Source organism: Pseudoxanthomonas sp. CF125 (assembly GCF_900104085.1).
Classification (GTDB): domain Bacteria; phylum Pseudomonadota; class Gammaproteobacteria; order Xanthomonadales; family Xanthomonadaceae; genus Pseudoxanthomonas_A.
Window position 1 is genome coordinate 2,013,707 of the sequence record NZ_FNLD01000001.1, and the last position, 13,769, is coordinate 2,027,475.

Consider the following 13,769-nt stretch of genomic DNA (forward strand, 5'->3'; position numbering starts at 1 on the left):
CAACCCATGGCAAGCAACCCATTCAGTCTGCAAGGCAAGGTGGCACTGGTTACCGGCGCCAACACCGGTCTTGGTCAGGGCATCGCACTGGCGCTTGCCGAAGCGGGCGCCGACATCGCTGGCGCAGGCATCGTGGCCGCCACCGAGACCGAGGAAAAAGTGAAGGCGCTGGGACGTCGCTTCCTCAACATCGAAGCCAACCTCAGCAGCATCGAGCCGGTCGAACGCATCGTCGCCGAAACCATGAAAGGTCTCGGCGGCCTGCACATCCTGGTCAACAACGCCGGCCTGATCCGCCGTGCCGATGCGGTGGAGTTCAGCGAAAAGGATTGGGACGACGTGATGAACGTCAATATCAAGGGCGCCTTCTTCATGTCGCAGGCCGCAGGCAAGCATTTCATCGCACAGGGCAGCGGCAAGATCATCAACATCGCTTCCATGCTGTCGTTCCAGGGCGGCATCCGCGTGCCCTCGTATACCGCCAGCAAATCCGGCATCGCCGGCATCACCCGTTTGCTGGCCAACGAATGGGCCGCCAAGGGCATCAACATCAACGCCATCGCGCCCGGCTACATGGCCACCGACAACACCGCGCAGCTGCGCGCCGACGCCGAGCGCAGCAAAGCGATCCTGGACCGCATTCCGGCCAGCCGCTGGGGCGAGCCGGCGGATCTGGGCGGCACCGCCGTGTTCCTGGCTTCGCGCGCATCGGACTATGTCAACGGCGCGGTGATTCCAGTCGATGGCGGCTGGCTGGCCCGCTAGCGAACTCGTGGGAGCGGCCTCCGGCCGCGAGCCTTTTGCATCCACCACCGGAAGAGCTCGCGGCCGGAGGCCGCTCCCACGCCCGGCTCACATCCTGATTCAAATCTGGAGGCGAATCGATATGCTGAGGTGGCTATTGTTCCTGGTCTGCATGACGGCGGCGATTTCCGCTTCCGCAGGCTCGCCGATCCGCCGCGTCTTCATAGCCGGCGACTCCACCGCCAGCGAGTACGGCCCGGAGCGTGCGCCGCGCACCGGCTGGGGACAGGTACTGCAAACGTATCTGGACAAAACCTGGGAAGTGCGCAACCACGCGCAGAGCGGACGCAGTGCGCGCAGTTTCATCGACCAGGGCTGGCTGGACGGTATCGCCAGGGATCTGCGCAAGGGCGATGTGCTGCTGATCCAGTTCGGCCACAACGACGAGAAGATCGAGGATCCGACGCGCTACAACGAACCGCTGCAGGCCTATCCGCAATGGCTGATGCGCTATGTGGCGCTGGCGCGCGGACGCGGCGCCGTGCCGATCCTCATCACGCCGGTGGCGCGGCGCAAGTTCGATCACGGCCAGTTGCTGGACACGCACGGGCTCTATCCTCAGGCCATGCGCGATCTGGCCGCGCGCGAGCGGATCGGTTTGATCGACCTGCACGCCGCCAGCATGGATTGGCTGCGCGCCCTGGGCGACGAACCGTCCAAGGCCTTCTACATGCACGTGCCGGAACAAGGCCAGGCCGACGACACCCACTTCCAACGCAGGGGCGCCTTCGCCGTGGCCTGCCTGGTAGCGGGAGGCTGGGAAAAAATCGATCCTTCCTTGAAGCCGCACCTGGCGCGCGACACCGATTGCGGCGCGCGCCCGACGGCGCTGGCCGACCGCGCCTCGCAAGCGCATCCTTCTCTGGTCGCGCACGAACGCGACATCGCGGTCGCACAAGCCGGGCCGCATGGCGGCTCCGGCGAAACCACGGCGTATCCCTTCTTTAAGGATGCGCCGGACATGTCGTTCGAGTTCCGCAAGCGTGCCCTGCACCGCGGCGCCGGCATCGGCCTGCACCAGCACGACCATGACGAGATCTACTACGTGGTCAGCGGAACCGGCGTCTACACGCTGGACGGCAAGGAACACGCCGTAGGTCCCGGCAACGCCATGCTGACCCGGCCCGGCAGCACGCACACCATCCGCCAGACCGGCGATGAGGACTTGGTGCTGCTGATCACCTATCGCAAGAAAGGCGCCCGATAACCGGACGCAGCGCGCGGCTACTTCGCCAGCGGGCGCGCCCAGCGCGTGTAGGTCCGCTCGATGTCCTCGCGCAGTTCGCGGTAAGGCGCGGTGCCCGGCTTGGCCTGCAGGCGCGCAGCTACGCCGGCCCACCCTTCGGCGTGATCGCGCGACCATTCTCGCACCACGGCACGGCAGGGCTGTGCGACCCGCTGGGCCAGCGCACAGGCCATGAAGATATCGCCAGACGTCCATGCCGGCTGCTGCTGCATGGCTTCCACATAATCGCGCGGCACCGAGTAATAACGCGCGACCTCATCGGCGAAGCTCCGCGGGTAGCGTGCGGCATAGCGGTTGATATCGGCCAGTTGCCGGTCCAGCCATGCATCGCCGGTGCGGGGCTGGTAGGCGGATTCGGCAGGCTGCGCCAAAGCCGGCGCAGCAAAGCCCAGAAGCAACGCAGCGGTCAACAGTAGACGGAATATTAGGTGCGTCATGGCTTGATTGTGCCGCAGTCGTCCGGCAAGCGTCAGTCTGCCGGGTCAGAGCCCGATGGCCGCCGCAGCGGACAGCCGCAACAGCGCATCGGGCAGGTCGCGGGCGCTTTCGACCTGCAGCATGCGCGGCTCGCCTTCGGCAATCGCATGCTCGGCCTCATGCGCCCAGGTGATGTGGTACGGCACATGGATGCCCCACCCTCCAAGCGCGACCACCGGTTCGATATCCGAACGCAGCGAGTTTCCGATCATCGCGAACCCGGCGGCGGGCACGTCGAGTTCGCGGAGCACGCGCGAGTAGGTCCTGGCGTCCTTTTCCGACACCACTTCGATGCGATGGAACAAATCAGCCAGGCCCGACTCTTCGATCTTGGATTCCTGGTGGAACAAATCGCCCTTGGTGATCAACACGATCTCGTGCCGGGAGGCGATGGTTTCCACCGCGTCGCGGATGCCGTCGATCAGTTCCACCGGATGCTGCAGGGTGGCGCGGCCGATCTCGATCACGCGGTGGATGTCGCGCGCGCTGATGCGCTCGCCGGTCAGTTGCACGGCCGATTCGATCATCGACAGGGTCATGCCCTTCACGCCGTAGCCGAATATGCGCAGGTTGCGGCGCTCCACTTCCAGCAGATGATGCAGGCTGCGCGCATCGGTGAGATCGATGTACTGGCCTATGATTTCCTCGAAGGCCAATTCCGCGGCACGGTAGTAGTCCTCGCTCTTCCAAAGCGTGTCGTCGCCGTCGAATCCCACCCACCTGATTGCCTGCGCCATCGGCTACTCCATCGTCCGTGGCGAAGGATACCAGCGCCCATAAAAAACGGAGGGCGGCCGATCGGCCGCCCTCCTCTGGCTGTTGCCTGCGCACGTACAGGCGATCGCCGGTCAGTTGCCGGACTTCGGCGCGCTGTCGCTATCGGCCGGCGTGGGCGGAGTCGACGGTTCTGCCGCAGGAGGTGAGTTCGGGTCCGCCGGCGGCGTGTTGGCAGGATCCGTGGCCGGTGCGGGCGCCGTATCGGTAGGCGGCGCCGTATCGGTAGGCGGCGGCGTATCAGCGGCCGGTGGCGGCGTTTCGGCGGGCGCCGGCGTCGCGGTTTCGCCGGGCGGCGGCTCGGCGGGCTTGTTGCAGCCGGAAACCAGCAGGGCGCCCGGCAATGCCAGCGCCAGCAGCAATGCGGTACGCAGGGGGAGGCCGGCGGTCTTGGGATTTTCGGTACTCATGGCTTTTTCCTCATTATTTGCGGGAGACGGTGCGGAGGCAGCCGCTTCCCCGGATTCAAAAACGAGCGAATTCAAAACGAGAAGGGGCGGCTCGCGCCGCCCCCTCCCAGAGTCCGGTGCAAGGGCACCGGTTCAAGCGACTGCTGGATTGTGATTGATTAATTGATTACTTGTCGGCCTTCGGCTCGCCGTAGTTCTTGCTCACGAACGCCTTGTACTCATCTGGCGTCAACTTGCCGTCGGTATCGGCGTCGGCTTTATCGAAGATCTGCGAAAGACCGGCGTTGGAAGAGGCTTCCTGCTTGCTGATGGCACCGTCCTTATCGGTGTCGACATCGTTCCAGCCTTGCTTGCCGCTCGATGCGGCACCGGTAGCCTGCTCGGTCGGCTGCGTGGCCGCGCCCTGCGCGCTGTCGGTCGGGGTTGCCGATTCGGTGGGGGTCGGCTGCTCGGTCTGCGGGGTGGGTTCTTCCGTCTGCGACTGCGCATAAGCCATCGGCATCGCCAGAGCGGCGGAAAGAGCGATCAAACCAAGCATGGGCTTGCGGTTGGTGTTTTTCATCGTCGTTACTCCGTAGGTATGGGTGCGTATTCGTCGCACGGCCACACCATGCACAGGCGCTGCTGAATCGAATAGGCAGGCTAATCCGCCATTGCACACTGCGTTAACCACAAGGCCGGCAGAAGCGGTTACCCACTTGGTTAGCGAGCCGTGAATGCGGAGTAAGTCCGGCGTTTTGTTTGTGATGGGCTTGTGATTTCAATCGGACTTCTCGGTGTTTTCGTCTTGTTTTGAAACGTTTTTTTCACGAAATCCGCCGCTGAACAATTGCCAACCGACCGCCACGCCGGTCAGCGCGCCGGCCGCTTCGCAGACCACGCGTGCGCCTAGCGATTCGGCATCGTGGATTCCCTGCAGCGCCAGACGCGCGTACAGAGGCGACTCCAGCTTCATGATGCCCAGGTAGAAGAGATTCCACGCATCGATGCCTCCCGCCACTACCGCTGCGGTCACGCAGGCCCAGCCGATCGCGTGGCCTACGCTCGCGCCCGCGCGCCGCATCAGCCAGCTCCACAGGCCATACGAAAGTATTCCGACCAGCAGAGCGATCAAGCCGGCTTCTATTGCGCCCAGAAACCCAAGATGCAGCGGCAGGTTCATGGAAGACGCATCGGGTTTGACGAGATATCGGCCATAACAGAGTTGAGCACGCGGAAATCCAGAGAGAAGGCGATCGGTTTGGAAAAGGTCACACGTCGTTTTCCGCACGCGCCACTACGGTCACCTCACCATCGTCGCCCGTCGTTACCGACACATTGATCGGACGGCAGCAGACCTGGCAGTCCTCGACATATTGCTGATGGTCCACCGAATCATCGACGAACAGATCGATGGGCTCGCCGCAATAAGGGCACAGGATGGTTTCGAAAGGAAGCATGGCTGTCCATGATCTGCCGTTGCGGGACACAGTTCTACCATTGCGCCTCCGACCCGTCACGCATGGCTAACCTTGTTAGGAGGGTAATAGCAACGGTCGTTAGAAGGAGGGCGAAATCATGCAAACCCGTCATGTATTCAGCGTTCCCGACCTGGCTGCCGCCCAGGATGCCCTTCGCGTCGCGCGCGAGGCGGGACTTACCGACGACAACCTGTCCCTGATCGCGCGTGCCGACATAGAACTGGACTCGATCCCGGATCTGCTCAAGGACGCGGCCACCGATTTCATGCCGGCCGCCTTGCGCGGCGCGGGCACCGGAGCCGCCGTCGGCCTGGTGGCCGGGCTGGTGGCCATGGCGTTCCCGCTGTTGGGAGTGAGCGCAGCCGGGGTGGCACTGCTGACCATAGGCGGCGCGGCGATCGGCACCTGGGTGTCGGCGTTGCTGGGATCGACGGTGGACGATCCGGTCAGACGCAAATTCGAGCAGGAGATAAAGGCGGGCCGCATTCTGGTGGTGCTGGACGCCGAGGATCCGCAACTGCCCGCCGCCGAAGCGGCCCTGCTGGGAATCGGCGCGGCGCGGCTACCGTACGAGGGCACCACCGCGTTGACTTGAACGCGCGGACTTCAAAACACGTGCCCTAATCGCCGGCGATCCGTTCCGGCGCCAGCTTGCGCATGCGCAACAGCAGGCCGCTGCTGTAGACCAGGGAGTAAGCGATCAGCGTCGCCGCAATGCCCAGCGTCAGCGGGCTGACTTGTTGCCCCATCTGGGCCGAACTCCCGGTCAGGGCACCCTGGCTCCAACGCCAGGCCAAACGTCCCAACAGCAGCAAGGTCAGACCGCCGCCGATCCAGGGGTTGGGCGTGTAATAACGTTTCCCATCGGTCGCTTGGGCGCGGGTGTGCTTCAGTGCCAATACGCCCAACGCGGCTCCCAATACCGCGCCGACCGCAATACCTGCGCCTACATGCGGCAGGAAAACAGCCGCGCAGACCAGGCTGGCCGCCACCAGCGACACCAGCACCAAGCGGGCGATGGTGCGCTTGGGCTGCCAAAGCTGACGGCCGAAGCTGCGCCGGATGCGGCGGTAGTAAAGCCAGCCGATGCCGGCGGTGGCGAGATAAGGAGTGAGGGCGGGAAGGACTGCGGCGGACATGGCTGGATCTCGCGTGGACTCTATCCAGAGTATGCCCGCCGCCACGGTAATCTAGGTGCCAGAGGTCACTTGTTGTATTGGGGTAACGAACCGAAACGCGCCCTTTACGCAACCCATGCAATAACCCGTCAATCCTTCAGGAGAATCCGCATGCCCCGCAATCTGCTGACCGTCGCCTGCGCGACTGCGATGCTCGCGCTCTTTTCGACCGGCTGCGCCGCCCAGGAAAAAACGCCGTTGCCATTCAAGTCGACCCCGATGGGCCAATTCGATGAGCCGTGGGCGATGACCTTCCTGCCCGACGGACGCCTGCTGGTCAGCGAGAAGAAAGGCGCGCTGAAACTGGTCGCCCTGGGCGCCACGCCCGCCGAAAACAGAATCGGCGACATCAGCGGAGTACCGGCGGTGGCCTATGGCGGCCAGGGCGGTTTCGGCGATGTCGTACTGCATCCGCAATTCGCCAGCAACGGCCTGGTCTACCTGAGCTATGCCGAGGCCGGCGAAGGCGATGCGCGCGGCGGCGCGGTCGCTCGCGCCAAGCTGGTGCTGGATGAGAAAGGGGGCGGCACGCTGTCCGGTCTGTCGGTGATCTGGCGTCAGGTGCCGAAGGTTTCCGGCAATGGGCATTACGGCCATCGCATCGCCTTCGGTCCCGACGGCAAGTTATGGATTACTTCGAGCGAGCGGCAGAAGTTCACTCCCGCCCAGGACATGAAATCCAATCTGGGCAAGATCGTCCGCCTCAACGACGACGGCAGCGTGCCGGCCGACAATCCCTTCGCCAAACAGGGCGGCGTGGCGGCGCAGGTATGGTCGCTGGGGCATCGCAACGCGCTGGGCATCGCTTTCGATGCGCAGGGGCGTCTGTGGGAACAGGAGATGGGTCCGAAGGGCGGCGACGAGTTGAACCTGATCGAACGCGGCAAGAACTACGGTTATCCCATCGTTTCCAACGGCGACCATTACGATGGCCGCGACATTCCCGACCACCCCACCCGTCCCGAATTCGAAGCGCCGAAGATCAGCTGGAACCCGGTGATTTCGCCCGCGGGCCTGCTGATCTATTCCGGCACCGCGTTCCCGGATTGGAAGGGGGATGCCTTCATCGGCGGACTTTCGTCCAAGTCGCTGGTGCGCATCGAATTCGACGGCATCCAGGCGCACGAGGCGGCGCGCTACGACATGGACCAGCGCATCCGCGAAGTCGAACAAGGACCCGACGGCAACCTGTGGTTGCTGGAGGACGAGAAGCCCGGCTCGGGCGGAAGATTGCTGAAGCTCAGTCCATCAGGAAAGACGTAGGAGCGACGTGAGTCGCGAATAGGGCGCGCCGGTTCGCGACTTACGTCGCTCCTACGCACCTCTACCTGCTCCTACGGCACCGAAGCCTTGAGCTTTTGCTGGACCGCATCGGCCGGCCGCAACGGCGCAGGCCCCAGCGCCAGCCGGTAGCGCTGATGCAGCGCCTGCACCTTTTCCACGTAAGCCTGCGTTTCCGCATACGGCGGCACGCCTTTGTAGCGCGTGACCGCCCCGATGCCGGCGTTGTAGGCAGCAGCGACCAGGGTCAGATCGTTCTTGTAACGCTTGAGCAACGACTTCAGGTGCCTGGCCCCGGCATTAATGGATTCGACGGACGAATATGGATCCACCACCCCGTATTGCTTCGACACATCAGGCATCAACTGCATCACGCCCTGCGCGCCCTTCGGTGAAAGCGCATTGGCGTCGAAACCGCTTTCGGCATGGGCGATCGAACGCAACCACGCATCCTCCACGCCGGTGGATTTGGCTGCGGCCTTGAATTGCTTGGCGTACATGTCCAGGCGCGGCTTGCCCACTTTGCCCAATCCCGGATGCGCGGGTTCGCCGGGCGGCGTTTCCACGGTGAATTTCAGGTACACGGTGGAACCCGGCAACTTGCGCGTGCCGTAGACCAGTTGCCCGTCCTGTTCGCGCTGGTACAAAGTGCCGCTGAACACGCCCATCGATCCCCACAGGTTGGGGACCTTGGCCGTATCGTCTTCTACCTGCTTGGCTTCGCACTTGGAACCCGGTTCCGGCGCGGTCGACAAGCTGACCGTACCGTTGCGCACGCAGCGGTACACCGTGCGCGCCTGCGCGGACAGGAGCGGCGCCAATGCCAGAAGGCCGATCAGCAAGACAGCCAGGCGGGAACGGAGCGGAAACATGCGCGGATCGTAAACGCTGGCAGGCTAACCGGCGCATAACCGGCGTGCAGCCGCCGCCCGCCGGGACACCGGGCGGCCTATCCGGTGCGCATCAGCTGGAACCGCCCGGCTGGATGGCCACCACTTTGACTTCGAACTCGCTGCAATCGGCGCTGCCCTTCTTGCAAATGCCGTTGATCCAGGTTTCTCCGCTGCCGAACATCACGCCCTTGCTGTTGACCATCAGCTCGGAGTATTTCTGCGCCTTGATCACGCTGGCGATGGCCGGGGTGACGATCTTGTCGTAATTGCTCACGAAGCCCGACGCGCTCTTGAGCGAGGTCCGCTTTCCATCAATGGTCGTGGAGAAGGGATAGTCGATCAGCGCGGCGACCGCTTCCTTGTCTCCCTCGGCGACGGCTTTCTGGTAGGCGTCGATCACGATCCGGTACTTGGCGTGGTCGCCCAGCAACGTATCGATGGCGTCATCAGTGGCCTTGTCGTCGGTTTCGGCGGATGCAACGGTGACCTCCGGCGCTACCGGCGCGGGTGTATCCGCTGGTGCGGAAGCGGCGGCCGTATCGCCCGCCGTTTCGGGAGTCGACGCTTCAGGGCGGGATGCTTCGGAAGCCGGAGCATCGGCAGGCTCGTTGCAGCCGCTGAGTAAAAGAGAGGCTAACGTAACGCCGAGAAGAAATTTATTCACTGAACACCTCCGGTTGTGGAGCGCCACGGTTCTGCTTGCGCCAAGCCGGGGAAGCGCTCGGAAGCATGACGCCTGGGCACATCGGCCGGATTCCATACCCGGCGCCCGGATAGTAGCGCGGAAGCGGTGGTTCCCGGGTCCACGCAAGGAGCGCCCGCGGGGTATCGAACCACCCGAAGCGGGAACACCAGCCGTAAAATGCCAAGCCTGCTAAGCTCCCGCTTGGGGCAGGAATATCACGTAGAGGGGACGTTCATGAGCGTCAAGCTCAAAGCCGGTTCCATGGAGCTGGAAGCCGCCTTTATCGAATGGCTGCGCGCGCAGGGGTACAACCCTGCCGACGGCATCGATCCCTTTTTCAGCGAGTCGGATTTCGTCCGTTCGCAGATGCCGATGATCCATGAGAGCGAGAAGGAACGGCTGGCCGAAGAAGCGCGCCTGCACCTGAAACGCCGCTGCGCCGATCCCACCTTCGCCGGCCAGTTCCCCGTGGTCTATCACTGCCTGGACAAACACAACCAGGACGTACGTTACACGGTCGTCCTGACCTTGTCGGACGAGGGCGCCGAATGGGCGGCCAAGCTATGGAGCGGCACCGTGTACCTGGGAGAGATCCATGGATCGGACAACGGGTCGCATGCCCACTATCTGGACGTGGCCCGTGCGAACATCGAATCGCAGATCAAGCGCACTAGCGCGGTGAAGCAACAGGTGCGTTGATCGCGTTGTCGACCTCCGCTACCGCGCAGTCAGCGCGCCTGTCATTTTCAGGATCGCGATGAAAGCGTTCAAACGCGCCTTCATGAAATCCTTTCTCAGCACCGCCTCATCCCCGAACTCAAGCGTCCTGGCTTCGCGCACACCGTCCTGGTTCCAAACCGGCGCGTTGGCCGCATCGGGCCTGCCCGAGCGTGCGAACGCGAACCAGTAGTCGCCGACCTGCCGCGAGAATCGGCGGTCGGCTGCGGTGAACGGAACCACCAGGCAATCGCAGTCTTCGCCCGTGCCCATCACGAATGGAATCTCGCCGCCGTGTCCCACTCCCGGCACCTTGCCTCGCAATCCCTGCTGCACATGGCTGAAGTAATAACGCCAGCTAGGCGTGGACTGCGAATGCAGATAGGCGATGCGGCGCGCGAAGGCGGTGAACACCAGGTCGCGCATCGCTTCGCGGCCCAGCTGCGCGTCGTCGGCGACACCGGGATAGAACTTCCTCAGCAGGAATTTGGCGGCGCGCAACTTCTCCACCACTTTGGCCAGGTCCACGCCGAATGCCTCCGCCACGGTGGCTTCGTCGCTGTTGCTGCCGATGATCAGCGGCACGCGCGCCTGCTTTCCTTGCTGGAAGGTCTCCAGGATCGGCTGCGGCAGCGCCCGGTCGCCGACGATGAAACCCGGCGCAAGCGTCGGACCTTTTTCGCCGAGCTGCAAGAACCGCGTAGCCGGGACCGCGCGCAGTTGCGCCGCGGTGGCGTCCGCGCCCGCCAGGCCTACCGCGGTCGCCACCTGTTCGCTGACTTCGCGCGCTTTTGCGCGGGTATGGCTGGGAATACCGTAGGGACTTTGCGCGATCCCCTTGTGGAACAGCCCCTGCGCCAGCGGCGAGGCGTACAGCGCGAGCACGCTCTGGGCGCCGGCCGATTCGCCGAAGATCGTCACGTTGCCGGGATCGCCGCCGAAAGCCGCGATGTTGTCGCGCACCCAGCGCAGCGCGGCGATCTGGTCGAGCAAGCCATAGTTGACCGGACTGGAGGAATCGCTGCCGTCGATCGCCGGGTGCGAGAAGAAACCCAGCGCGCCCATGCGGTAGTTGATGGTCACCACCACTGCACCGCGCTGCGCCAACGCGGTGCCGTCGTACAACGAAACGTTGCCCGAACCGAGCACCAGCGCGCCGCCGTGTATCCACACCATCACCGGCCGCCTGCCCGCGGTTCCGGAGGCCGGCGTCCACACGTTGAGGTAAAGGCAGTCCTCGCTCAATGGACCGTCGGTGCCGCCGGCCGCCACCGGGATTCCCGGCTTCTGCATGCATGAGGCGGCATAGGCGTCCGCCTTGCGCACGCCGGCCCAAGCCGCCACCGCCTGGGGTTCGCGCCAACGCAGCGATCCCAACGGCGGCGCGGCGAAAGGCATTCCGCGGAAGACCTCCAGGCCTTTCTCTTTCCGTCCCTCGAGCCTGCCGCTGCCGGTGGCGACGACAGGCGGGGACGAAGACGGCTCTGCGGCGGCGACGCGGTCGGACGCGCCCGACAACAGGCTTCCGGCCAACAACAGCACGACGGTATACAGGACTTTCATGCGGCCGCCTCGGCACGGGGGATCGGCCACATCATGCCAGTTCGCGGCCATGCCGATTCAAAAGCCCACAATGGCGATGACGGCCCGGCCATTGCATGAGGAGGATTAAACTAGGCGCGCGGTATGGACCGCGATACAGGCGGAGCAGGCAGCTGGAACGGATACTCAATGTGGCGCTGGTGGGTTACGGCTTCGTCGGCAAGGTCTTCCATGCGCCTTTGATCGCCAACACACCCGGGTTGCGCCTGCACACGATAGTGTCCAGCGATGCCGCCAAGGTGCTGGCCGACCGGCCGGACATGCGCGTGGTCGCCGATGCCGAAACCGCGTTCGCCGATGCGGACATCGATCTGGTGGTGATCGCGACGCCGAACCAGACCCACGCCCCGCTCGCCAGCGCGGCGCTGGCGCGTGGCAAGCACGTGGTGGTGGACAAGCCGTTCGCATTGGACCTGGCCGAAGCGCAACAGATCATCGCCAAAGCCGCCCGGGCGGACCGCATCGTCAGCGTGTTCCAGAACCGGCGCTGGGATGCGGATTTCCTGACCTTGCGCTCGCTGGTCGACAACGGCGCGCTGGGCGAAGTCAGCGAACTGCATTCGCACTTCGACCGCTACCGTCCGGAAGTCGCCGACCGCTGGCGCGAGCGCGACCAGCCGGGTTCCGGTCTTTGGTACGACCTGGGGCCGCATCTGCTGGACCAGGCGCTGCAGCTGTTCGGCATGCCGATGGCGGTGTTCGCCGACATCGGCCGCCAGCGCGAGGCCGCGCAGGCCGACGATTACTTCCATGTGTTGCTGCGCTATCCGCAGCGGCGCGTGCTGCTGCACGCAGGCTCGCTGGTCCCGGCGAACGAACTGCGTTTCGCCGTGCACGGCACGCGCGGCAGTTATCTCAAGTACGGCATGGATGGTCAGGAAGCCGCATTGCGCAACGACGCCGTTCCAGGCGGCCCGGACTGGGGCCGTGACCCGCGGCCGGGCGAACTGCACCAGGTCGGCGCCGACGGCATGCGCATCAATCCCGTGCCCGGCCTGACCGGCGACTACCGGCGCTATTACCAGGCCATGTACGCAGCCATCCTCGAAGGCCAGCGGCCGCCTGTGACCACCGACGACGCGCTGCAGGTGATGACGTTGCTGCAATTGGCGAAGGAAAGTGCAGGCACGGGTCGCGAACTTGCATGCATGCAGGTCTAGCAGCACAGGCTGGGTGACCCCAGAAAAATAGAACCTTGCCATCCAGAACGCAGTGAGGGATCTGCTACATCACCAAACCGGCCGGCAAGCCTTTGGCAGGTATCGCCTTCGGCTCAACCCATTCCTACGACGTGGCCTGGCTTGCTCTTTGTAGAGCCAGTAGGCTGGGTTGGTTTGAAAATCACACTCGCTGATCGTTTAATTCTAACCTCTCAGGAAAGCCAGATACACAAGCGGCACGGCAACAATGATCACTGATGCAAGCATACAAAGCAGCCCGAGTCCAAATACGCGCCAATTCGAATGGAAAGCAAAGCCCGTGGATGCCGCGATTCCCATCTTGGTCATTTGGTGCTTGTCGGCTACGTATCGGCCAACGAACATGTACGCCAGAGCTATGGGCGCACTTGGAAATTCCTCCGGCAGCAACGGCAAGATCAGAAGCAGGGCCAGAATTAGAAAGGCGCCGAATACCAGCGTTCTTTTTGCCAGGCGCTCATTCCTCAGAACTTTGAAGTTTGTCCATAGGAAGTAGACCAGGCCCACAGGACCTCCAAGCAACGCTCCACCCGCGACCTGGAAAGGCGAATAGAGACGCGTTCGGCCAACATCGACGCCGCTGTCCAGAACTTGGGTGCCCGGGGCCGCATAAGGATTTTCAGGATTTTCTGTCATGATCCGAGCAGTGTTTGCTGCAACCCACGCTTGAGGGCATCGGATGATCTCAATCGTCTCCGTAGCCGGTCAATATCAGAGTATTGCATCTCGTCCGTTCAGCATCAGCTGGGTTGTAACCGTCAATCCAGCATCGCTTTAGTCCACGCCAAAGGCGCTGGGTTGGTGGAGCAAACCCAGTCTACGGCTTACCGTCCAAGCAGCCATCGTGGAAGGCCGCCAGCCCCCGCCGATGACCACCAACGAAGTGCTGCGGGTGATGGCACTGCTGCAGTAGGCGGCAGAGAGTGCGGCCGCACGCCGCGAACTCAAATGTGCGCAAGCCTGAACGTGTTACTCAAGCAATCGTTCTTGATACACGAACCGTTGGTTCCAAATCCGGCAACACGTGCGTGGCCGATGGCTCT

17 protein-coding genes are annotated in these 13,769 nt (G+C 63.7%); 6 read left to right on the forward strand and 11 right to left on the reverse strand.

Annotated elements, in window-relative coordinates:
* The first annotated feature begins 6 nt into the window (after positions 1 to 6).
* Both kduD and BLR66_RS08945 read left to right on the forward strand, forming a co-directional pair.
* On the forward strand, positions 7 to 765 hold the full coding sequence (kduD, locus tag BLR66_RS08940) for a 2-dehydro-3-deoxy-D-gluconate 5-dehydrogenase KduD (RefSeq protein WP_093283627.1): 759 nt from the start codon (positions 7 to 9) through the stop codon (positions 763 to 765).
* A gap of 151 nt (positions 766 to 916) precedes the next feature.
* Positions 917 to 2,011 (forward strand): cupin domain-containing protein, encoded by a 1,095-nt coding sequence (locus tag BLR66_RS08945; protein ID WP_255402390.1) that lies wholly within the window; start codon positions 917 to 919, stop codon positions 2,009 to 2,011.
* A 17-nt stretch (positions 2,012 to 2,028) separates the two neighbouring features.
* Here BLR66_RS08945 and BLR66_RS08950 read toward each other — a convergent pair whose 3' ends face one another.
* From BLR66_RS08950 to BLR66_RS08975, 6 genes are all read right to left on the reverse strand, one after another.
* The gene (locus BLR66_RS08950; RefSeq protein ID WP_093283636.1) at positions 2,029 to 2,487 is read right to left on the reverse strand and encodes a hypothetical protein; all 459 of its coding nucleotides are present in this window, start codon (positions 2,485 to 2,487) and stop codon (positions 2,029 to 2,031) included.
* A 45-nt stretch (positions 2,488 to 2,532) separates the two neighbouring features.
* A complete protein-coding gene (locus BLR66_RS08955) occupies positions 2,533 to 3,264 on the reverse strand; it encodes an HAD family hydrolase (protein ID WP_093283640.1) in 732 nt (243 codons plus the stop codon).
* A 111-nt stretch (positions 3,265 to 3,375) separates the two neighbouring features.
* The gene (locus BLR66_RS08960) at positions 3,376 to 3,711 is read right to left on the reverse strand and encodes a hypothetical protein (RefSeq protein ID WP_093283645.1); all 336 of its coding nucleotides are present in this window, start codon (positions 3,709 to 3,711) and stop codon (positions 3,376 to 3,378) included.
* A 166-nt stretch (positions 3,712 to 3,877) separates the two neighbouring features.
* Positions 3,878 to 4,273 (reverse strand): EF-hand domain-containing protein, encoded by a 396-nt coding sequence (locus BLR66_RS08965; RefSeq protein ID WP_093283650.1) that lies wholly within the window; start codon positions 4,271 to 4,273, stop codon positions 3,878 to 3,880.
* A 198-nt stretch (positions 4,274 to 4,471) separates the two neighbouring features.
* Positions 4,472 to 4,873, reverse strand: coding sequence for a hypothetical protein (locus BLR66_RS08970; RefSeq protein ID WP_093283655.1), 402 nt, complete (start codon positions 4,871 to 4,873; stop codon positions 4,472 to 4,474).
* 88 nt (positions 4,874 to 4,961) lie between these two features.
* Entirely contained in the window at positions 4,962 to 5,150 is a 189-nt protein-coding gene (locus tag BLR66_RS08975; protein ID WP_093283659.1) for a CPXCG motif-containing cysteine-rich protein, read from the reverse strand.
* Positions 5,151 to 5,268: 118 nt separating this feature from the next.
* On the opposite strand from BLR66_RS08975, the gene BLR66_RS08980 reads away from it, so the two are divergent.
* Positions 5,269 to 5,766, forward strand: a complete 498-nt coding sequence (locus tag BLR66_RS08980) for a hypothetical protein (RefSeq protein ID WP_093283664.1) — start codon at positions 5,269 to 5,271, stop codon at positions 5,764 to 5,766.
* Positions 5,767 to 5,791: 25 nt separating this feature from the next.
* Here BLR66_RS08980 and BLR66_RS08985 read toward each other — a convergent pair whose 3' ends face one another.
* Complete coding sequence (locus BLR66_RS08985; RefSeq protein ID WP_093283669.1) at positions 5,792 to 6,310, reverse strand: CcdC protein domain-containing protein; 519 nt, start codon at positions 6,308 to 6,310, stop codon at positions 5,792 to 5,794.
* Positions 6,311 to 6,499: 189 nt separating this feature from the next.
* Here BLR66_RS08985 and BLR66_RS08990 point away from each other — a divergent pair, with 189 nt between their 5' ends.
* Positions 6,500 to 7,612 carry a PQQ-dependent sugar dehydrogenase gene (locus tag BLR66_RS08990; protein WP_255402391.1) on the forward strand — a complete coding sequence of 371 codons (1,113 nt, stop codon included), beginning with the start codon at positions 6,500 to 6,502 and terminating at the stop codon, positions 7,610 to 7,612.
* A gap of 71 nt (positions 7,613 to 7,683) precedes the next feature.
* Here BLR66_RS08990 and BLR66_RS08995 read toward each other — a convergent pair whose 3' ends face one another.
* On the reverse strand, positions 7,684 to 8,502 hold the full coding sequence (locus BLR66_RS08995; RefSeq protein ID WP_093283679.1) for a lytic transglycosylase domain-containing protein: 819 nt from the start codon (positions 8,500 to 8,502) through the stop codon (positions 7,684 to 7,686).
* A 91-nt stretch (positions 8,503 to 8,593) separates the two neighbouring features.
* Positions 8,594 to 9,187, reverse strand: coding sequence for a hypothetical protein (locus tag BLR66_RS18880; RefSeq protein WP_143014592.1), 594 nt, complete (start codon positions 9,185 to 9,187; stop codon positions 8,594 to 8,596).
* A gap of 255 nt (positions 9,188 to 9,442) precedes the next feature.
* On the opposite strand from BLR66_RS18880, the gene BLR66_RS09005 reads away from it, so the two are divergent.
* Positions 9,443 to 9,907, forward strand: a complete 465-nt coding sequence (locus BLR66_RS09005; RefSeq protein WP_093283689.1) for a hypothetical protein — start codon at positions 9,443 to 9,445, stop codon at positions 9,905 to 9,907.
* An 18-nt stretch (positions 9,908 to 9,925) separates the two neighbouring features.
* Here BLR66_RS09005 and BLR66_RS09010 read toward each other — a convergent pair whose 3' ends face one another.
* Positions 9,926 to 11,488 (reverse strand): carboxylesterase/lipase family protein, encoded by a 1,563-nt coding sequence (locus BLR66_RS09010; protein WP_093284636.1) that lies wholly within the window; start codon positions 11,486 to 11,488, stop codon positions 9,926 to 9,928.
* Between the two features lie 152 nt (positions 11,489 to 11,640).
* Here BLR66_RS09010 and BLR66_RS09015 point away from each other — a divergent pair, with 152 nt between their 5' ends.
* Positions 11,641 to 12,687, forward strand: a complete 1,047-nt coding sequence (locus tag BLR66_RS09015) for an oxidoreductase (RefSeq protein ID WP_093284639.1) — start codon at positions 11,641 to 11,643, stop codon at positions 12,685 to 12,687.
* Between the two features lie 204 nt (positions 12,688 to 12,891).
* On the opposite strand, the gene BLR66_RS09020 is transcribed toward BLR66_RS09015, so the two are convergent.
* Entirely contained in the window at positions 12,892 to 13,362 is a 471-nt protein-coding gene (locus BLR66_RS09020; protein WP_093283693.1) for a hypothetical protein, read from the reverse strand.
* Positions 13,363 to 13,769: the final 407 nt, after the last annotated feature.